The organism is Streptomyces sp. NPDC029151 (genome assembly GCF_055564315.1).
On the sequence record NZ_JBVHWQ010000002.1, the window covers coordinates 637,975 to 658,517 of the forward strand.

The 20,543-nt window shown below is 75.1% G+C and carries 10 protein-coding genes; 3 read left to right on the forward strand and 7 right to left on the reverse strand.

The window, feature by feature from the left end:
* Window positions 1-83 precede the first annotated feature (83 nt).
* Window positions 84-1,595, forward strand: coding sequence for an anthranilate synthase component I family protein (locus ACZ4VF_RS10625; protein ID WP_467925605.1), 1,512 nt, complete (start codon window positions 84-86; stop codon window positions 1,593-1,595).
* A 14-nt stretch (window positions 1,596-1,609) separates the two neighbouring features.
* Complete coding sequence (locus ACZ4VF_RS10630) at window positions 1,610-2,191, forward strand: anthranilate synthase component II (RefSeq protein WP_467924781.1); 582 nt, start codon at window positions 1,610-1,612, stop codon at window positions 2,189-2,191.
* A gap of 5 nt (window positions 2,192-2,196) precedes the next feature.
* Here ACZ4VF_RS10630 and pdxR read toward each other — a convergent pair whose 3' ends face one another.
* On the reverse strand, window positions 2,197-3,579 hold the full coding sequence (pdxR, locus tag ACZ4VF_RS10635) for a MocR-like pyridoxine biosynthesis transcription factor PdxR (RefSeq protein WP_467924783.1): 1,383 nt from the start codon (window positions 3,577-3,579) through the stop codon (window positions 2,197-2,199).
* A 202-nt stretch (window positions 3,580-3,781) separates the two neighbouring features.
* Between pdxR and trpD the strand changes: the two genes are divergently transcribed.
* A complete protein-coding gene (gene trpD, locus ACZ4VF_RS10640) occupies window positions 3,782-4,852 on the forward strand; it encodes an anthranilate phosphoribosyltransferase (protein ID WP_467924785.1) in 1,071 nt (356 codons plus the stop codon).
* 190 nt (window positions 4,853-5,042) lie between these two features.
* Here trpD and trpC read toward each other — a convergent pair whose 3' ends face one another.
* From trpC to ACZ4VF_RS10670, 6 genes are all read right to left on the reverse strand, one after another.
* Window positions 5,043-5,828, reverse strand: coding sequence for an indole-3-glycerol phosphate synthase TrpC (trpC, locus tag ACZ4VF_RS10645; protein ID WP_467924787.1), 786 nt, complete (start codon window positions 5,826-5,828; stop codon window positions 5,043-5,045).
* An 86-nt stretch (window positions 5,829-5,914) separates the two neighbouring features.
* Window positions 5,915-6,865, reverse strand: coding sequence for a TauD/TfdA family dioxygenase (locus tag ACZ4VF_RS10650; protein ID WP_467924789.1), 951 nt, complete (start codon window positions 6,863-6,865; stop codon window positions 5,915-5,917).
* Between the two features lies 1 nt (window position 6,866).
* A complete protein-coding gene (locus tag ACZ4VF_RS10655; protein WP_467924791.1) occupies window positions 6,867-8,114 on the reverse strand; it encodes a cytochrome P450 in 1,248 nt (415 codons plus the stop codon).
* Window positions 8,115-8,131: 17 nt separating this feature from the next.
* On the reverse strand, window positions 8,132-9,007 hold the full coding sequence (locus ACZ4VF_RS10660; protein WP_467924793.1) for an ABC transporter permease: 876 nt from the start codon (window positions 9,005-9,007) through the stop codon (window positions 8,132-8,134).
* Complete coding sequence (locus ACZ4VF_RS10665) at window positions 9,004-9,186, reverse strand: hypothetical protein (protein WP_467924795.1); 183 nt, start codon at window positions 9,184-9,186, stop codon at window positions 9,004-9,006. The genes ACZ4VF_RS10660 and ACZ4VF_RS10665 overlap by 4 nt, the downstream gene beginning before the upstream one ends.
* Window positions 9,183-20,507, reverse strand: a complete 11,325-nt coding sequence (locus ACZ4VF_RS10670; protein ID WP_467924797.1) for an amino acid adenylation domain-containing protein — start codon at window positions 20,505-20,507, stop codon at window positions 9,183-9,185. Before ACZ4VF_RS10670 ends, ACZ4VF_RS10665 begins: the two co-directional genes overlap by 4 nt.
* Window positions 20,508-20,543: the final 36 nt, after the last annotated feature.

Consider the following 20,543-nt stretch of genomic DNA (forward strand, 5'->3'; position numbering starts at 1 on the left):
TGGTCTGGCCCCGTTCACGGACCGGTTGATTGACTCTCGTCACACCCTGACGGAACAAAGGTGGGGAGTTCGTCTTGACCGCAATGGAAATCATCGACGTGCGCGTCGGCTCCGCCCCTGTCCCCCGGCACGAACCGCTCGCGCTCTACACCCGGCTGACCGGTGGCCGCCCCTCGGACGACGTCTTCCTCCTGGAGAGCCTGGCCGGTGCCGGCGAGGACCGGCGCTCGGCCGTCGTGGGCGTCGGGCGGCTCGCCGAGATCCGGGTGTACGACCGGTACCTCGACATCGACGGCGTTCCGGCGGTGGCGGCGGCGCTCGCCCGGGCCGCCGGGGCGGCGGGGCTCGCCCGGGACAGGGCACCGGGCCCGGAACCCGGGCCGTACCGGCTGCGTTTCACCGGCCAGGACATGCTCTGGGCGGCGCTCGGCCGGGCCCAGCGGGTCTTCGAGGTGAGCGGCGAGGTGCCCGCGCGGGGCTACGCGTTCGGCTTCCTGGCGACCTTCGCGTACGAGTCCGCCTGGCACATGGAGACGCTGCCGGAGCGGACCAAGGAGCCGCACGGCCCGGACATCACGCTGTCGCTCTTCCGGGAGACCGTCTGGTACGACGTCGCGGGCGGCGCCCCGCGTCATCTGCGGGCTGAGGCACCGGAGTTCGCGGCGGCGGGGCCGGGGGCCGACGTGGCCGCTGCCGCCGCCGCGGCGGCCGGGGCCGTCCCCGGCGGCGCTCCCGGGGCGCCCGCGCCCCGCTCGGTGCGCGACAGCGTCGACCGGGAGACGTTCCTGGGCTGGGCGGACCGCTGCCTGGAGCACCTCCGGGTCGGCGACCTGTACCAGATCCAGATCGGGCACCGCATCGACGTCACCACGGACCTGGAGCCGCTGGACGTCTACCGGCGGCTGCGCGAGCGGAACCCGTCGCCGTACATGTACGTGCTGCCGCGGGCCGGGGACACCCTGATCGGGGCGAGCCCGGAACTGTTCTTCCGGATCGAACCGGACGGCGTGGCGGGCGACGAGATCGTGATGCGGCCCATCGCGGGCACGGCCCGGCGCTGCCGGGACGAGGAGGAGAACCGGCGCCGCGTCAAGGAGATGCGGGAGTCCGTCAAGGAGCAGGCCGAGCACATCATGCTGGTCGACCTGTGCCGCAACGACATCGGCCGGGTCAGCCGCCCCAGCACCCAGCCGGTGGAGCGGCTCATGGAGGTGGAGAGCTTCTCGCACGTCTTCCACCTGGTGTCGACGGTCTCCGGGCAGCTGGAGCCGGACGTGGACGTGTGGCAGGCGGTGCGGGCGACGTTCCCCGCCGGGACGATGACCGGGGCGCCCAAGGTACGCGCCATGGAGGTCATCGACGGCCTGGAGAGCGAGGGCCGCGGCGCCTACGCGGGCGCGGTGGGGCTGATCGACGTGCGCGGCTGGGCCGAGCTGGCCCTGTGCATCCGCACGGTCGTGTACGACGGCACGGCGTACTCCACGCAGAGTTCGGCCGGCATGGTCGCCCAGTCCGAGCCGGAGGCCGAGTGGCGGGAGACGCTGGCGAAGATGGGCGCCGCCTACTGGGCGCTGACCGGGGAGGAGCTGCTGTGAGAGGGGACGGGCCCATGAGGGTTCTGCTGATCGACGCCTACGACAGTTTCGTGCACATCATCGACCAGTACCTGCGCACGCTCGGAGCGGAGACCCGGGTCGTGCGCTCCCTGACCCGGACGCCCGCCGGTCTGGCGGGCCTGGAACCGGACGCCGTGGTGCTCGGGCCCGGGCCCGGGCATCCCGCCGACTCCGGGCACGTGGAGCTGGTGCACGAGTTCGCGGGGCGGGTGCCGGTGCTCGGGGTGTGCCTGGGGCACCAGGCCATCGGGCTCGCGTACGGCGGGCGGATCGAGGTGGCCGAGCAGGTGATGCACGGGCGGACGAGCACGGTGCGGCACGACGGCACGGGTCTGTTCCGGGGGCTCGGGCACTCCGTGGAGGCGACCCGCTACCACTCGCTGCTGGTCGCCGACCCGCTGCCGGACGAGCTGGTGACCACGGCCGTCGCCGCGGACCACGGCTACGTGATGGGCCTGCGGCACCGGACGCTGCCCGTGGAGGGGGTGCAGTTCCACCCGGAGTCGGTGATGACCACGGGCGGTCTGACGATGATGCGCAACTTCCTGCGGATGCGGCCCGCCCCGGTCGGCTGACCGCGTCAGCCGAGGACCTTGCCCAGCTCCGCGATCGCCTCCTCGATGCCGGTGCGCGGAAGCTGGGCGTGCCCCACCACCAGCGCGGGCGCGCCCTCCCCCGCCCGCGCGTGGAAGGCGGCCGCCCCGCGCACCAGGACGGAGCGGCGCAGCGCCCCCGCGACCAGTGCCGCCTCGTCGGTGCGCGGGGGCAGCCGTATGCAGGCGTGCAGGCCGGCCGCCGGGCCCAGCACCACGGCGCCGGGCAGGTGCCGGCGCACCGCCGCCTCCAGGACCTGTCTGCGGTCGCGGCACAGGGAGTTGAGGCGGCGCAGGTGACGGTCGTACAGGCCGCTGCGCAGGAACTCGGCGAACGCCAGCTGCGCCAGGCTGTCGGTGCCCAGGTCGTGCCGGGCGCGGGCGCGCAGCAGGGGGTCGAGGAGGGGGCGCGGGGCCGCGAGCCAGCCCAGGCGCAGCCCGGGGGCCAGGGTCTTGCTGGCGGTGCCGGCGTAGACGACGTGGTCGGGGGCGAGCCGGCGCAGGGCGAGCGGCCGGGGTGTGCCGCGTTCGTACCACAGACCGCCGTCGTAGTCGTCCTCCACGATCCAGCCGCCGGTCTCCCGCGCCCAGGCGGCGAGTTCCGCGCGGCGCCGCGCGGACAGGGTGACTCCGGTCGGGTACTGGTGGGCGGGGGTGACGAGGACGGCCCGCACCCCGGACGCCCGCAGCGCGGAGACGTCGATGCCCTCGGCGTCGACCGGCAGCGGCACCGGCCGCAGTCCGCACTCGCGCACGAACCGGCGCTGCCGGGGGTGCCCCGGGTTCTCCATCCCGAGGGCGTCCACGCCCAGTTCGGGCAGTGCCGCGCCGAGCAGACCGAGCGTCTGGGCGAAGCCCGCGACGACCATGATCTGGTCCGGTGTGCCCGGCACCCCGCACACCCGGCCCAGGTAGTGGGCGAGTTCGACGCGCAGGGCCGGCACCCCGGCCGGCGGCGGGTAGTCGTGGTCGGCGGGGTCGGCGGACTGCAGGGCCCGCTGGTAGCTGGTGAGCCAGTCGCGGCGCGGGAAGTGCGGGAACGCGGGAGCGCCCGGGCGCAGGTCCCAGCGGACGTCGGGGACCCGGCCGTCGTCCAGCAGGGTCGGGACGACCGGCTCGGGCTCCAGGTGCCGTACGACACGGGTGCCGGCGCCCTGCACCGCCTCCAGGTACCCCTCGGCGACGAGCTGTCCGTACGCCTCGACGACCACGCTGCGGGAGACGCCGAGGTCGTCGGCGAGACTGCGGCTGGAGGGCAGCCGGCTGCCCGGGTGCAGGACGCCGGCCGCCACCTCGCTCTTGATGAACCGCTGGATCTGGGAGGTCAGCGGGACATCGGAGTCCCGTACGACTTTCATCGCGACGTGCATGACACTCGATTCCCTTCCTGTTCGGAATTCCTGTACGGGTTCTCCTGCACGGGTTTTCCTGTACGGGTTTTCCTCTACGGGTCTTCCGGTGCGCGGAATTGGACTGCATCGACGGCTCCGCACTGGTCTGGAAAGCGCCCCGCGCATTTCCCAGACTGAACGGCGAACCCCTTGATTCCTTCGTCCCATCGCCTACGAGGAGATGTCCGTGAACGACTGGCCGCACTTGCTGAGCACGTTGCTGGACCGCCGGGACCTGTCCACGGGGCAGGCCGAATGGGCGATGGACGAGGCGATGACCGGCGCGGCCGGCCCCGCCCGGCTCGCCGCGCTGATGATGGGGCTGCGGGTGAAGGGCGAGACGGCCGCCGAGATCGAGGGCCTGGTGCGCGGCATGCTGCGGCACGCGGTGCCGCTGGCGGTGCCGGGCCGCTGCCTCGACATCGTCGGTACCGGCGGCGACGGCTCGCACAGCGTGAACATCTCCACGATGTCGGCGCTCGTGGCGGCCGGAGCCGGCGCCCGCGTCGTCAAGCACGGCAACCGGTCCGCGTCCTCGGCCTGCGGATCGGCGGACGTCCTGGAGGAGCTGGGGGTGTCGCTCGACCTGCCGGCCGGCGAGGTGGGCGGGATCGTGGCGGAGACCGGGATCACCTTCTGCTTCGCCCCGCTGTTCCACCCGGCGATGCGGCACGCCGCCGGTCCGCGCCGCGAGCTCGGCATCCGCACCGTGTTCAACGCCCTCGGCCCGCTGACCAACCCGGCGCGGCCCGCGGCCCAGGCGGTCGGGGTCGCCGATCCGGTGCTGGCGCGGCGCATCGCCGAGGTGCTGGCGCGGCGGGGCACGGACGCGCTGGTCTTCCGCGGTGACGACGGGATGGACGAGCTGACGGTCACCACTACCTCCACGGTGTGGTCGGTGTCCGGCGGCGCGGTGCGCCGGGAGTCCTTCGATCCGCGCGACGTCGGCGTCCCCCTGGCGCCTGCGGAGGCGCTGCGCGGCGGGGACCGGGTCCACAACGCCCGGGTGGCCCGCGAGGTCCTGGCGGGCGCGACCGGTCCGGTCCGGGACGCGGTCCTGCTGTCCGCGGCGGCGGGCCTGGCCGCGTTCGACGGCGGCCCGGGCCCCCTGACCGAGCGTCTCGCCACCGGCGTGCGGCGCGCGGCCCGGGCGATCGACTCCGGTGCGGCGGCGGCGGTCCTGGACCGGTGGGTGGCGGTCTCGGCCGAACGGATGGCCGCCGTGCGGGGGCGTGCGGTGGCGGTGGCCTGATCGCGGCGGGGGACGCGTCGCTCCCGCGCGAGGGCAGGCGCGTGCCGACACGGACCCGCGCCCGACGGGATGCCGCACGAAGTGCGCATCTCAGGGGCGCGGGGCGGTGACGATGTGCGCCTGCCGCCGCGTGGGCGCGTCCGGCCCCGGAGGCACCCGCACCCGGGCCCGGACGGAACCCGGCGGACGCCTAACCGCCCGACGTGAGCGCGGCAAGCGCAGCCGCGCCGTCGCCGCTCGTCACCAACGCCTCCCCCACGAGCACCGCGTCCGCCCCCAGCCCCGCGTACCGGGCCACGTCGGCGGGCCCCCGCACGCCGGACTCGGCGACGCGCACGACGCCGGCCGGCAGGAGCGGGGCCACCCGGCCGAACGTCGAGGGGTCGACCCGCAGGGTCTTCAGGTCACGCGCGTTGACGCCGACCACGCGCGCGCCCGCGGCGAGGGCGCGCTCCGCCTCCGCCTCGTCGTGGGTCTCCACCAGCGCCGTCAGCCCGGCCTCGGCCGCCAGCGCCGACAGGTCGGCGAGCAGGGGCTGGTCGAGCGCGGCGACGATCAGGAGCACCAGGTCCGCGCCGTGCGCCCGGGCCTCCCACACCTGGTACGGGTCCACGACGAAGTCCTTGCGCAGCACCGGCAGGGTCACCCGGGCCCGCACCGCGTCCAGGTCGGCGAGGCCGCCCCCGAACCGGCGGCGCTCGGTGAGCACGCTGACCGCGGCGGCGCCGCCCTCCTCGTACGCCGCCGCCAGCGCGGCCGGGTCGGCGATCTCGGCCAGCGGCCCACGGGACGGGCTGGCCCGCTTCACCTCGGCGATGATCCTCGGCCGTCCGTCCGCCGCGCGCAGCAGCGGCACGCAGTCGACGCCCGGGCCGCGCGCCGCGGCACGCTCCCTCAGTTCCCGCTCCGGCACGGTCCGCCGGCGCGCGGCGAGGTCCTCGCGGACCCCCGCCACGATGTCGTCGAGCACTGTCATCCGTACTCCCCCGTTCTGTCCGTCCTGCCTCGGTGTGCCGTGGCGAGGGGCCCGGCACACCCGCCGGGCCCCTCGTTCCGTGGTGCTCAGGTCATCGAGACGACGACCTTGCGCGTGCCCGTGAACGCCTGCCGGCCGTGCAGCACGGACGGGTTGTCCACGATCATCACGTCGCCCTGCTGCCAGGGCTCGGCCAGCTGGTGCGCGCGCTGGGCCGCGCGGACCTCGGCGAGGTCCGCGTCGGACAGCGGGGTGCCGTCGGCGTACGTCACCCAGTGCGGCAGGTCGTCCACCGAGTCGGTCAGCGACATCAGCAGCTCCCCCTCGTCGTCGGGGAGGTTGGACGGATGCCACTGGTCGGCCTGGTTGAACCAGGTGTCACGGCCGGTGCGCGGGTTCTCGATGACACCGGGGCGGTGCTGGCGTACCCGCAGGCCGCCGTCGCCGGTCCAGTCGAACTCGGCTTCGGAGGCGGTGAGGAACTCCTCGACCACCGCCTTGTCGTCCGTCTCGAACGTGTCCTGCCAGGACTTGCCGAGGCCGGCCCCGCCGTGCAGGTACTGCCGGTAGACGACGCCGGCGGCGAACCGCTCGCGCAGCGCGGGCGAGAGCGCGCCGAGCAGGGCCTCGCCGTCGCAGACCGGGGTGGCGCCGCCGGTGTCGGGGGCGTCGAGGCAGCAGAAGTACAGCCGGTCGGGCCACTTGCGGGCGTACGACAGCTCGTTGTGCAGGGAGATGTCGTAGCGCGCCGGGTACTCGGTGGAGGTGAAGACGCCGTCGGAGAGGGTCGTGCGGGGGGTGTTGCCGCCGCGGTAGCTGCCGATGAGGTCGCGGCCGAAGCCGCTGACGGCGGCGTGGAACGCGGCGGTGTCGGGGATGCCCGCGCCGCGCAGCATGACCACGCCGTACGTGTCGAGCAGCGCCTGCACCCGGCCGCGCACCTCCTCCCAGCGGGTCTCGTCCCAGGTGCCGGCCGGGGTGCCGGTGTGGAGGACCGCGAGCCTGGTGCCTCCCGCGGTCCGGATCTCGTGCCGCATCTCAGCGAACCTCCTCGCCGGCCGGCTCCGCGCCCAGCGCGACGGGCAGGCCGCTGTAGCCCTGGATGAAGTTGGAGTAGAGGCGCCGCGGGGGGCCGAGCAGCGCGATGTCGGCGACCATGGCGCGCAGCGCCTCCACCATGGCGTTCACATGGACCCGGCCCAGGAAGGCGCCGAGGCAGAAGTGCGGTCCGTGGCCGAAGACCACGTGCTTGTTCGGGCTGCGGCCGACGTCGAAGGCGTACGGGTCGGTGAAGACGTCCTCGTCGAAGTTGGCGGAGGCGTTCCACAGGGTGACCACGTCCCCGGCCCGGACGACCCGGTCGCCGAGGGGTACGTCGACCAGGGCGCGGCGCCCGAAGTGCATGGCGGGCGTCGTCCAGCGCAGGATCTCCTCGGTGGCCGATTCGGAGGTGACCTCGCCGCTCTTCAGGCGGCGCCACTGCTCCGGGTTCCCGGCCAGGGCGATGAGGCCGCCGATGATGGACATCCGGGTCGACTCGTCGCCGCCGAGGATGAGGCTGTAGCTGTTGAGGACGATCTCGTCGTCGCTCAGCGGCTCGCCGTCGATGGTGGCGGTGGCGAGCGTGCTGAGGACGTCGTCGCCCGGGTTCGCCCGGCGTTCGGCGGCGAGCTGGGAGATGTAGAGCAGGATCTCGTTGCGCGCCATGAGCGACTCGAACTCGTCCTCGTCGGAGCTGTGCCGCGAGAGCGTCCGGGTGTTCCACTCGACCAGCTGCGGCCGGTCGGCGGCCGGGATGTCGAGGAGGTCGCCCATGGTGTGCATCGGGATGTGGTCGACGACGTCGGTGACGAAGTCGACCCGGTCCGACGCCACCGCCGCCCCGAGGAGGTCCCGCGTGTGCCGGTGGACGCCCTCCACGACGGGGGCGAGGACGCGCGGCGAGAACGACTTCAGCATCAGGTTGCGGATCTCGCGGTGGCGCACCCCGTCGGTGACGGCGAGCATCTTGCCGGCGGCCGAGTCCTCGCCGCGCAGCAGCGTGGTGAGCACGGTGCCCTTCTCGGAGGTGAACCGCTTGTTGTCCCGGTAGACGGCGACCGCGTCCTCGTACCGGGAGATCACCCAGAACCCGGGGGTGCCGGGGCCCGGGGGGTGCCAGTGCACGGGGCTCTCGGTGCGGAACCTGCGCCACATGGCGTGCTGGTCGACATCGAGGAAGGTCTGGGGATCGGTGAGGTCGAGCGCGGCGGGCTCCGGCGCCGCCGCGCGTGCTGTGACAGGCATGGTGGAGGGTCCTTTGCTCAGGGCTTGCGGAATCGGCGCAGGCTGACGGTGACGCAGAGGGCGAACAGGGCGCCCAGCGTCACGGCGACCACGACCAGCGGGTGCTCGCCGACGTAGCCGGGCCCCGTGGTGGCGGGGTTGCCCCACAGGTCGCGGCAGGCGGCGATGACGGCGCTGACCGGGTTCCACTCGGCGATCGGGCGGACCGCGCCGGGCATGGACTGCGGGGAGAGGAAGGCGCTGGACAGGAAGGGCAGCACGATGACGATGAACGGGGCGACGACGCTGATCGTCTCGATGCTGCGCAGGGTGGTGGCGAGCAGCACGCCGAGCCAGAGCATCACGTAGGTGAAGGCGGCGATCAGGGCGAACCCGCCGAGCGTGGGCAGCAGGCCGGTGTGCGAGCGCCAGCCGAGCAGCAGCCCGGCTCCCGTGGTGACGACGAGTGCGGCCAGGGCGGTCAGCAGGTCCGCCGCGGTGTGCCCCAGGGGCACCGCGGACCGGCTGATCGGCAGTGACCGGAACCGGTCCACGATGCCGCCCTGCAGGTCCATCGCCATGGACACGGCCGTCGGCCCCACACAGGCGAGGCCCACCTGGACGGCGCCGCCGGCGAAGACGTACTCGACGTAACTGCCGCCCGCGGGGAGGGTGATGGCGTCCCGGAACAGGTAGCCGAGCAGCACCATCGACACCAGCGGGTTGAGGACGACACCGATGGCGCGGCCGGGGCCGCGGCGCAGCCGCCGCAGCCTGCGCCCCAGGACGGCCAGCACCTCGGTGGTGAAGGTCCTCAGGCCCGGCCGGGCCCCGCCGACGGGGGAACTCGGGGCGGGGGCCCGGCCGGGGGCCGGCGCCGCGGGGGACGGCGCCGGGGGGAGGGTGGTCGTCATGCCGGACTCCGATCGTCCTGGGTGGTCGGCGGTGCCGTGCGCCGGGTGCCGTCCCGCGCGGTGCCGAGGCCGGAGGCCGCGAGGACGCCCTTCCAGCCGGCCCGGCGGGCGATGGCCCAGGCCCGGCGCCGGCGGGCGGCGGCCGCGCGGGTCGCCGCCCGGGAGGCCGCCGCCCTCACCGGTCGCCTCCGTCCGAGGCGGCGTGCAGCCGGTCGAGTTCGGCGGCGACGGCACGGCCGATCCGGTCCAGGTTCGGGCCGGTGAGCATGTCGTCGTGCCCGCAGTCGACGTGGTGGACGGTGACCGGGCCGCGGGCGTGGGGCTCCCACAGCCGGTCCTTGTCCGTCACGTCGCCCCAGGGCGAGCGGTCGGCGAGGAAGAGCTGCATCCCGCCGTCGTACGGGCCGGGCCGGTAGCGGGTGTTGAGGACCTGGTGGCGGGCCATCAGGCCGACCATGCGGCTCATCCGCTCCTCGCCCAGCCGGGCGAGCGGGTTGTCGTCGCGCCGCAGCACGTCCACCAGGTCGGCGGGGGTGAGGTCGCGGCCCGCGAACTCGGCGGGGTCGTGCCCGATGCCCTCCAGCAGCCAGGCGAGGGAGCCCTGGACGTCCCGTTCGTCGACGACGTCGGTACGGGGGTAGGCGTCGAGGTTGGCGAGCAGCCCGACCTCCTGGCCGGCGGCCCGGAGCTGCACGGCGATCTCGTAGGCGAGCAGGCCGCCGTAGGACCAGCCGAACAGGTGGTAGGGGCCTTCGGGGCGGACCCGCCGGATCAGTTCGACGTACGCGGCGGCGTTCTCCTCGATGCTGTCCGGCAGCGGCGCGCCGGCGACGACCGTCGGCGACTGGAGGCCGTACAGGGGGTACTCCGCCCCGATGTACCGGGCCAGCGGCAGGTAGGACAGCGCGAGTCCGACACCGGAGTGCACGCAGAAGACGGGCGGGCGTTCGCCGGTGGGCCGGATGGCGAGCAGCGGCGCGAAGGTGTCCGTCTGCTCCGGTTCCCCGGCCTCCGCGATCGCCTCGGCGACGGCGCGTACGGTGCTGCGCATCGCGGGGACCGGCGCTTGGGGGGCGGGCCGCGGTGCGGGGTCCGGGCGCAGTCCGGCCGCGAGGGCCGCGACGTTCTGGTGCCGGAAGACGTCCGCGATGGTGATCTCGATGCCCTCCTTGCGGGCCCGCGCCACCAGCCGCAGCGACTTCATGCTGTCCATGGAGCGGGTCTCGAAGAAGTTCTCCGCCGCGCCCACGGACCCGGCCCCGACCACCTCGGCCACGATCGCGCACAACCGCTCCACGACCGGGTCGGCCTCGGCGGCCACCGGGGCGTCCGCCGTCGCGGCGGCCGGCTCCGCCGGGGCGGCCGCGCTCCGGGCCGTCTTCCGGCCGGTGCGCCACATGCGCGCCCCGGCCTTGCCCCAGGGGTCGGCCACGAACCGCTCGGCGGTGGCCGCCGACCGGCCCGCGTAGGCCCGGGCGACGGCCGCGCCGGCGAGGTACAGCTCGCCCTCGGCGGCCGGGCGCAGCGCCTCGTCCAGGACGTAGCCGTGGGCGCCCCACAGGGCGGCGTCCGCCGGGACGGTGCCCGGTGCGGACCATGCCGCGGGCGGGCGCTCCCGGGTGGCGACGCCGGTGCCGGCGAGCAGCGCCCCGAACAGGCCCGCCTCGCCCGGACGTCCCTCGTCCCGCGCGGCCACGACGTGCGCGGCGGCCGTGCGGTGCTCCACGACGGTGCCCGTGGCGCCGCCGCGGATCACGTACGCGGCCTGTCCGGGCCGGGCCGGGCCGGGCGCGGGCCGGGGGTCCGGCGCCGCGGCCCCGGTGCGCAGCCCGGCGACGTCGAGGACGAGCACCGGCACCCCGGTCGTCCGCAGGCGTCCGGCCAGGCCGGCGGTGGTCAGGACGCACACCGGGTCGACGTCCGCGAACAGGGCGCGGACCGCGTCGGCCGGTTCCTCCGCGGCCAGCGGCACATAGGCGGCGCCCGCCTTGAGCACGGCGAGGGCCGCGAGGGCCTGGTCGGCGGCGCGCGGCACGGCGAGTGCCACGGTCCGCTCGGGGCCGGCGCCGGCCGCGACGAGGGTGTGCGCGAGGCCGTCGGCGTACCGGTCGAGTTCCGCGTACGACAGCGCCTGCGGGCCGCTGCCGGTGGCGACGGCGTCGGGCGCCTCGGTGACCCGCGCGGCGAACAGGTCGAGCAGGGTCGTCTCGGGCAGCTGCCGCACGATGCCGGCGAAGGCGTCGGCCCCGCCGGCCCCTTCGTCGCCGTCGGCCGGGCCGTCGTCGGACCGCTCCGGGGCTGCGGGCGCGTCCGTTCCGGCGATCTGCAGGTCTCCGATCGTCACGTCCGGATCGGCCACCGCGTCGCGCAGCACCTGGGTGAACTGCGCCGCGAGGCCCTCGGCCGTCTCCCGCGTGAACAGGTCCTCGCTGAAGGTCAGCAGGCCCTGCATGCCGTCCGTGCCGTACGCCGGCACCAGTTCGACGACGAGGTCCAGCTTGGCCTGCCGGGACGGGACGTACTCGGGGCGGGCGGTCAGGCCGGGCAGGCCGAGGTCGCGTACACCGTCGTACTGGACGGTGAGCGACACCTGGAACAGCGGGTGCCGGTTCAGTGCGCGGGCGGGCCGCAGCGCGTCCACCACCTGGTCGAACGGCACGTCCTGGTGGGAGAAGGCGGCGAGGTCGGTCTCCCGGAGCCGGTCGAGCAGTTCCCGGAAGGTCGGGTCGCCGCCGGTGTCGCCGCGCAGCACCAGGGTGTTGAGGAACATGCCGACGACGTCCGCGAGCGCGTCGTCCGTGCGGCCGGCGACCGAGACGCCCACCGGGATGTCGGTGCCCGCCCCGCGCCGGGTCAGCAGCGTCGACAGGGCCGCCTGGAAGACGATGAACTCGGTGGTGCCGGTGGAGCGGGCCAGTTCGCCGACGGCCCGGCACAGTGCGGCGTCCACGTCGAACAGGACCACGTCGCCGGTCCGGGTGCCCCGGTCGGGGCGGGGGAAGTCGGCGGGCAGCGGGGTCTCGTCGGGCAGGCCGGCGAGCGCGTCGCGCCAGAAGTCGAGCTGCTCGGCGGCGAGGCTGTCCGGGTCGTCGCCGTCGCCGAGCAGTTCGCGCTGCCAGACGGCGAAGTCGGCGTACTGCACGGGCAGCGGTTCGAAGCGCGGGGCACGGCCCTTGCTCCGGGCCCGGTAGGCGGCGGCGAAGTCGCCGAGGAACGGGCCCATCGACCAGCCGTCGAAGGCGATGTGGTGGACCACGAAGAGCAGCACGCACTCGCCCGGGCCCGCCGGGAAGAGGCGGACGCGCAGCGGTGTCTCCACGGTGAGGTCGAAGCCGCGGTCGGCCTCGGCGGCCACCGCCGCCCGCACCTCGTCGGCCGGGACCGACACCACCTTCAGCGCGGGCGCGCCCGCGGCGGCGTCCAGGACGCGCAGCGAGGGGACCCCGTCGGTGTCCGGGATGACGGTGCGCAGCACCTCGTGCCGTTCGGCGAGGTCGCGCAGTGCCGCCTGGAGGGCGTCCGCGTCGAGCTGCCCGGTGAGCCGGAAGGCGAGCACCGAGTTGAAGGAGCCGTCGGCGCTGCCCTCGCGGCGGTTGAGGAACCACTGGCGCTGCTGGGTGAAGGACAGCGGCCGCCCGGCCCCGGCCGGCGCGGGCGCCAGTGCCGGGCGTGCCCGGTCGGCCTGGGCCACGCGTGCGGCGAGCGCCGCGACGGTACGGGCCTCGAAGAGGGCACGGATGGGCAGTTCGGCGCCGAGGACGCTGCGTACCCGGCTGACCAGGCGGGTGGCGAGCAGCGAGTGCCCGCCGATCTCGAAGAAGTCGTCGTCGGCGTGGACCTGTTCGCGGCCGAGGATGTCGGCGAACAGGCCGCACAGGATCTCCTCGACGGGGGTGCGCGGGGCGCGCCCCCGGGTGCCGGCGCCCAGCTCGGGGTCGGGCAGGGCGGCGCGGTCCAGCTTTCCGTTCGTGGTCAGCGGGAGCGCGTCCAGGGCGACGACGGCGGACGGCACCATGTAGTCGGGCAGTTCCGTCACCAGGCGGTCGCGCAGCACGGTGGTGTCCACCCCGGCCGCGGCTCCGGCGGCGACCACGTAGGCGACCAGGCGCCGCTCGCCCGCCTCGTCCTCGCGCATCACGACGGCCGCCTGCTCGACGCCGGGCATGGCCGTCAGGGCCGTGGAGATCTCGCCGAGTTCGATGCGGATGCCGCGCAGCTGCACCTGGTCGTCGGTGCGGTCCAGGTAGTCGAGTTCGCCGTCGGGCAGCCAGCGCACCAGGTCGCCGGTGCGGTACATGCGGCTGCCGGCCGGGCCGTGGGGGTCGGGCACGAACCGCAGGGCGGTCAGGTCGGGCCGGCCCAGGTAGCCGCGGGCCAGGCCGCCGCCGACGTACAGCTCGCCGGCGGATCCGACGGGGACCGGACGCAGCGCCCGGTCCAGGACGTACACGCGGTGGGCGCCGGTGGGGCGGCCGATCGGCGGGCGGCCGCGGCCGGGCACGAGCGGCCCGCTGACGGTGCAGCCCACGACGGCCTCGGTGGGCCCGTACCCGTTGAACATCCGCACCGAGCCGGCCCAGCGGTCGACCACCTCGGCAGGTACGGCCTCGCCGGTGACCACCATGCGCAGGTCCGCGGGGAGCGTGCTGCCCTCGGGCAGCGCGCCGACGACGACGGGCGGCAGCGCGGCCAGGTTGATCCGCTCGTCGTTGATCAGGTCGACCAGCGGCTGTCCCGGGGTGCGGTGCTCCTCGTCGGCGATGACGAGGGTGCCGCCGTTGAGCAGGGCCAGCATGATGCCGAAGACGGAGGCGTCGAAGCTGAAGGACGCGAACTGCAGGACGCGTACGTCCTCGTCGAGCTCGAACCGCTCGGTGAGGCTGTCGACCATCGCCATCAGCCCGGTGTGCGGCACGGTCACCCCCTTGGGGCGGCCGGTGGACCCGGAGGTGTAGATCATGTAGGCGGTGTGCAGCGGGTCGAGCGCCCCGTGCCGGTCGCCGGCGTCGGTCAGGTCGGTGCCGGCCAGGTCCGCCAGCTCCGCCGCGGTCCGGGGGGCGTCGAGGAGCAGGGGGGTGTCGGTGACGACCGGCAGCTCGGGCAGCCCCGCCGGGCGGGCGGCGGTCGCGGTGTCGGTGAGCAGGACGGCGGGCCGTGCGTCCGCCAGGAGGTAGCCGATGCGGTCGGCCGGGTAGTCGACGTCGACGGGCAGGAACACGGCGCCCGCCTTCAGCGCGGCCAGGGCCGCCACCACCAGCTGCGGGGAGCGCGGCAGCAGGACGGCGACCGGCTGTTCGGCCCGTACGCCCCGGGAGACGAGGAGCCGGGCGAGCCGGTTGGCGCGGGTGTTCAGCTCGGCGTAGGTGAGGACGTCGGCGCCGAGGGAGACGGCGGGCTTGTCCGGGAAGCGGGCCGCCCACCGCTCGAAGGCGTCGGTGGCGAGGGCCGCGGGCTCGGGCCGGGCGGTGTCGGTGCCCGCCCAGGCGCGGGTGAGGCGGTGGCGTTCGGTGTCGTCGAGGGTGTCGACGTGGCCGAGCGGGACGCCGGGGTCGGCGGCGAGCCGCTCCAGGACGCGCAGAAAGCGCTGGACGAAGCCGTCCGTGTCCTGCTCGGTGAACACGTCGGGCCGGTACTGGGCCTCGACCCGCAGCCGCCCGTCCGCGCCGGGGAAGACGCCGATGGCCAGGGGGTACTCGGCGACGACCCGGGCGGTCCAGCCGAGCATGGCCAGCCCGGGGATGTGCTCGCCGATGCGGTCGAGGGCGCCGGCCGGGTAGTTGTGGAAGCTGACGACGGTGTCGAACAGTTCACCGGCGCCGGCGCACTGCTGCACCTCGGCCAGCCCCAGGTGGTGGTGGGGTTCGAGGCCGAGCTGGCGGTCCTGGAGGTCGGCGAGCACCGCCTCGAAGGACTGGGCGGCATCCAGCCGGGCCCGGACCGGGAGGGTGTGCAGGAACGCGCCCACCATCCGCTCCACTTCCGGCAGTTCGGCGGGACGGCCGGAGACGACCGCGCCGAAGGTGACGTCGTCGCGTCCGGTGAGGACGCCGAGGACGGTCGCCCAGGCGCCCTGCATCACGGTGTTCAGGGTCAGGCCGCGGCGGTTCGCCCAGCGGGTGAGCGCGTCCGTGACCTGGTCCGGGATGCCGGCGACGAGGGTCCTGGGCAGCACGGAGACGCGGTCGCGGTCGGCGGGGCCGAGCCGGGTGGCGCCGTCCACGCCGGCGAGTTCGGTCCGCCAGGCCGCGCGGGCGGCCTCCTTGTCCTGTGCCGCCGACCACTCCAGGTAGCGCTGGGCGGGGGCGACGCGGGCGAGGGCCGTCGTGTCGGCGCCGCCCGCCCACAGGGTGACGAGTTCCTCGGCGAGGACGGCGGACAGGGACCAGCCGTCGACCAGCATGTGGTGCGTGGTCCACACGACGCGGTGCCGGTCGTCGGCGATCCGGTAGACGGTGAACCGGGTCAGCGGGCCGCGGGTGACGTCGAAGCGGTGCAGCCACTCCTCGTCGGTGCGGCGGGCGGCCTCGGCGTCCACCTCGGCCGGGTCGACGTGGGTCAGGTCGACCTCGGTCCAGGGCAGTTCGACGTGGTCGGGGATCAGCTGGACCGGGTCGCCGGTGTCGCGCTCGCGGAAGCAGGCACGCAGGCCGGGGTTCCGTTCGAGGAGTGCCTCGGCGGCGGCGCGCAGGGCGGTGCGGTCCAGGGGGCCGCCGATGTCCATGACGACCTGGAGGGTGTACGCGTCCATGCCCTGCCGGTCGAACTCGGCCTGGAAGAGCAGTCCGCGCTGGAGCGGGGAGAGCGGCAGGATGTCGGTGACGCCGCGCAGTTCGGCCTCGTAGGCGTCGATCTCCCGCTGCTCGACGTGGACGAGCGGGAACTCGGCCGGGATGCGGCCGGTGCTGCCCGGCCGTTCCGCGTGTGCGGCGAGGGCCCGCAGGGCGCGGAACCAGGTCTCGGCCAGGTCCCGTACGCCGGCCTCGTCGAGCAGGGCGGAGGCCCAGGTCCAGTCGGCCACCAGGACGGGGCCCTGGGGCCGGTCCTCGGTGACGGCGACGACCTCGACGGGCTGGCGCAGCGGGGTTGTGGGGGCCGCGGTCTGTCCGGCTCCGCCCGCCACCATCGACCAGTCGCCGCCGCTCGCGGTGAACCGGCCCAGGTAGTTGAAGGCGAGCTGGGGTACGGGGGTGCGGGCGAGGACGGCCGCGGTCTGCGGGTTGAGGTGGCGCAGCAGGCCGTGGCCGATGCCGTGGTCGGGCAGGGTGTGCAGGGTGGCCTTGGTCCGCTTCAGGGCGGTGCCGAGGGACGGGCCGGCCTGCCACACGTCGTCCCAGTCGAGCAGGCCGACGTCGAGGCCGACGGGGTAGACGCTGGTGAACCAGCCCACCGTGCGCGACAGGTCCGGGGCGCCGGCGATCTGCTCGCGGCCGTGTCCCTCCAGCTCGACCAGGGCGCGGGTGGCGGTGGAGCCGCCGCGGCGGGCACGGTCGGCGAGGGCGAGGGCCAGGCCGGTGAGCAGTACCTCGTTGATCTCGGCGTGGAAGGCGGCGGGCACCGTGGTGAGCAGGGCCGCCGTGTCCTCGGCGGGCAGTTCGATGCGCAGGGTGCCGGCGCTGCCGTGCACGTCTCGGGCGGGGTCCAGCGGCTGCTCGGCGAGCGTGACCGGCTCGCCGGCCGGCTGCTCGGTCCACAGCGGCAGTTCCGCCACCCGGTCCGCGGTGCGGGCCTCCTCGGACAGGGTCCTCGCCCAGCGCCGGTAGGAGGTCGGTACGGCGTCCAGCCGCGGCTCGGCGCCGGTGGCGACGGCCTCCCAGGCCGCGCGGAGGTCGGGCAGCAGGATCCGCCAGGAGACGCCGTCGACGGCGAGGTGGTGGACGACGAGGAGGAGCGTGCCGGGGGCGCCGGGGTTCTCGTCGCCCAGCAGGACGGCCTGGGCCACGAGGCCGTCCTCGGGGCGCAGCCGGGCACGGGCCGCGGCCAGTTCGCCGGCGAGGCGGGCCGGGCGGTCGCCGTCGGCCGGGAGGGTGGCGGTGCGCAGCACGTCGGCGGCGGTGACGCTGCCCCGGGGCTGTGTGGTCAGGGACCACAGGCCCGGCACCGGGCTGGTGAGGCGCAGGCGCAGGGTGTCGTGGCGGTCGAGGACGGCCTGGAGCGCGCGCTCCAGGCGGGGGGCGTCGACCTCGGCGGGCACGGTGACGGTGGCGTACTGCGCGAACTCCCTCGTCTCCCGCGGCAGGTGCGCGAGCAGCTCGCGCAGCTGGTCGGCGACGGGGAGGAGCCCGACCTCGCCGATGCCGTCCTCCTCGGCGGCCTCCGCGGCCGGCGCGGCCTGCCCGGTGTGGCCGGCCGCGGAGGCGATGGCCGCGGGGGTGCGGTGCCGGAACACGTCCCGGGCGGTGATGACGAGGCCGTCCTTGCGTGCCCGGCTGACGACCTGGAGGGAGCTGATGCTGTCGCCGCCGAGGGCGAAGAAGCTGTCCTCGGGGCCCACCTCGGGCAGGCCGAGGACCTCGGCGAGAACGGCGCACAGGATCCGCTCCTCGTGGGTGCGGGCGGCACGGCTCCGCGCGGGGGCGCCGAAGTCGGGGGCGGGCAGGGCCTTGCGGTCGACCTTGCCGTGCGCCGTCAAAGGCAGTTCGTCCAGCGCGACGAGGGCGGTCGGCACGAGGGCGCCGGGCAGCCGCTCGGCCAGCAGGCTGCGGGCGGCGGCGGTGTCCGGGCGGGCGCCGTCGCCGACGACGTAGCCGACGAGCCGCTTCTGTCCGGCCGGGTCGGTGACGGCGGCGGCCACCGCGTCGGCGATGCCGGGCAGGGCGCGCAGGGCCGTCTCGACCTCGCCGAGTTCGATGCGCTGGCCGCGGATCTTCACCTGGTGGTCGACGCGCCCCACGAAGGCGAGCTGCCCGTCGGACCGCAGCACGACGTGGTCGCCGGTGCGGTACATGCGGGAGCCGTCGGCGGCGAACGGGTCGGGCAGGAACGTGGTGGCGGTGCGGCGCGGGTCGGCGAGGTAGCCGCGGCCGACGCCCCGGCCGGCGATGAACAGTTCGCCCTGGACACCGCGGGGCACCGGCCGCAGGTCGGCGCCGAGGACGTACAGGCGGGTGTTGCGCAGCGGCCGGCCGATCGGCACGACGGGCGCGTCCAGGTCGCCGGGGCCGGTGAGATAGGCGTGGGTGACGTCGTCGGAGCACTCGGTGGGGCCGTAGAGGTTGGCGAGCGGGATGCCGGGGTAGCGGGCGAACCAGCGGGTGCACAGGTCGGCGGGGAGCGCCTCGCCGTTGGAGATCATCCAGCGCAGGGCGGGCAGGGCGGGTGCGGTGCCGGCCGCGTCCCAGACGTCGAGGGTGGCGCGCAGCAGGGACGGCACGACCTCGATGACGGTCAGCTCCTCGGCGCCGATGACCGGGAACAGGACGTCCGGGTCGGCGATGTCGCCGCGGGCGAAGGCGCGCACCCGGCCGCCGACGAGCAGGGTCGTCAGGGTCTGCCAGACGGTGACGTCGAAGGTGACGGGCGCGTTGTGGACGAGCGCGTCGGCCCGGGTCAGCCCGAACTCCTCGATCTTGGCGAGGAGGTGGTTGACCATGCCGCCGCGCTGCACCATGGCGCCCTTGGGCTTGCCGGTGGAGCCGGAGGTGTAGATGACGTACGCGAGGTCCAGCGGGCCGCCGGTGACGGGGGCCAGGTCGTCGGCGGCGTCGGTGCGGCCGTCCAGGACGTGCACGGGCAGCGGCTCGTCCAGGGGTGCGGTGATCCGGTGTGCGAGGCCGGCGTGCTCGTCCTGGGTGAGCAGGGAACCGGCGCCGCTGTCGCGCAGCAGCGCGGTGAGCCGGGCGGCCGGGGCGCCGGGGTCCAGGGGCACGAAGGCGCGTCCGGCGCCGAGGACGGCGAGTTCCGCGGTGACGAAGTCACGGCCCGGCTCGGTGAGGACGGCGACCGGTCCGTGGCCGGTCAGCAGGCGGGAGACGGCGGAGGCCCGGCCGACCAGTGCGGCGTAGTCGATGCTGCCGCCGTCGTCGGTGACGGCCACCGCGTGCGGTGCCCGCGCGGCCTGCTCCCGGACGCGTTCCACGACGCCCCGGTAGGGCGTCTCGCGCACGGGCCCGGTGAGGGTGGCGGAGAGGTCGGCGCGCTCGTCGGCGGTGAGCAGGTCGAGGCCGCCGAGCGGGGCGTCGGGCGCGGCCCGGAGGAAGGCGTCCAGGAAGGCGGTGAACCGGTCGAGGTGGGTGCGGATCTCGGCGCGGTCGTAGCGTGCGGTGTTGCCGCTGAGGTCGACTCCGATGCCCGCCTCGCCCTTGTCGGCGACGGTGAACTCCAGGTCGTCCACCAGGCCCGTGGACGGGCTGTAGATGGTGGCCTCGCAGGGGCCGATGGCCAGCTTCTCGACCTGCGGCATCATGTTGAGGAACGGGCCGAAGGGCCGCCGGTCGTCGCTGGACAGGCCCATCGCCCGGCGGATCCTGCTGACGCGGTGGCGCTGGTGCTTCAGGCTCTGCGAGAACACCTGGTACGTCTCGGCCAGCAGGGTGGCGCGGGTGGTGTGCGCGGGTACGGCCAGGCGCAGCGGCAGGTTGTTGACGACCATGCCGGGGATGCGCTGCATGGTGCCGCCGACGCGGGCCGTCACCGGCAGGGCGAGCAGCACGTCCTCGGTGCCGGCGGTGCGCGCGGTGTAGGCGCCCAGCGCGGCGGCGAGCGTGTTCTGCCAGGTCACCCGGGACTCCCAGGCGACCGAGCGCAGCAGCTCGGCGGTGCGCTCGGGCAGGACGGTGCCCTCCTGGTGGAAGGTCTGGGCGGGCTCGGCGTCGCGGGTGGCGAGGCTGATCAGCCCGGGCCCGTCGCCGACCTGCCGCTGCCAGTAGGCGGCGTCGCGTTCGGCCTTCGGCGACGCGGTGTACGCCGCCTCGGCCTCGACCAGGGCGGCGAGCGGCGGGAAGCGGTTCTCGTCCAGGGAGGTGCCGTCGAGCAGGGCGCCGTAGATCTCGGAGAGCCGCTGGAAGTAGATGACGTAGCTGAAGCCGTCGGAGACCAGGTGGTGGTTGAGCAGGCAGAAGAAGGTGCGCTCGGGGCCGAGCGTGAACACGCTCAGCCGGAACAGCGGGACGTGCGCTCCGCCGTCCGGCTCCTCGCCCGGTGCCTCCTCCGGGCCCTCGTCCAGCGGGAAGGGCACGGCGAGGTCGGCGCGGATCGCCTGCTCGGCGGCGGCCGCGGGGTCGGGGGCCGCGCCGACGTCGGTGACGGTCAGCGGCAGCGCGCCGAGCGGTTCGACGAACTGGCGCGGCTCGCCGCTCCGGTCGTCGAACCGGGCGCGCAGGCATTCCGACTCCTCGGCCAGCCGGGCGAGGGCGGTGCGGAAGAGGCCGAGGTCGAGCGGTCCGCGGATGTCCCAGTAGATGGCGGTGTTGTAGGTCGCGCCCCCGCCGGAGAGTTTCGCGTCGAACCAGATGTCCTTCTGGCCGGCGGTGAGCGGCAGGCCGGCCGTCTGAACGGATGTCATAGCAGTCCCCTAGCGAAGGTCACTGAAGTCACGCCG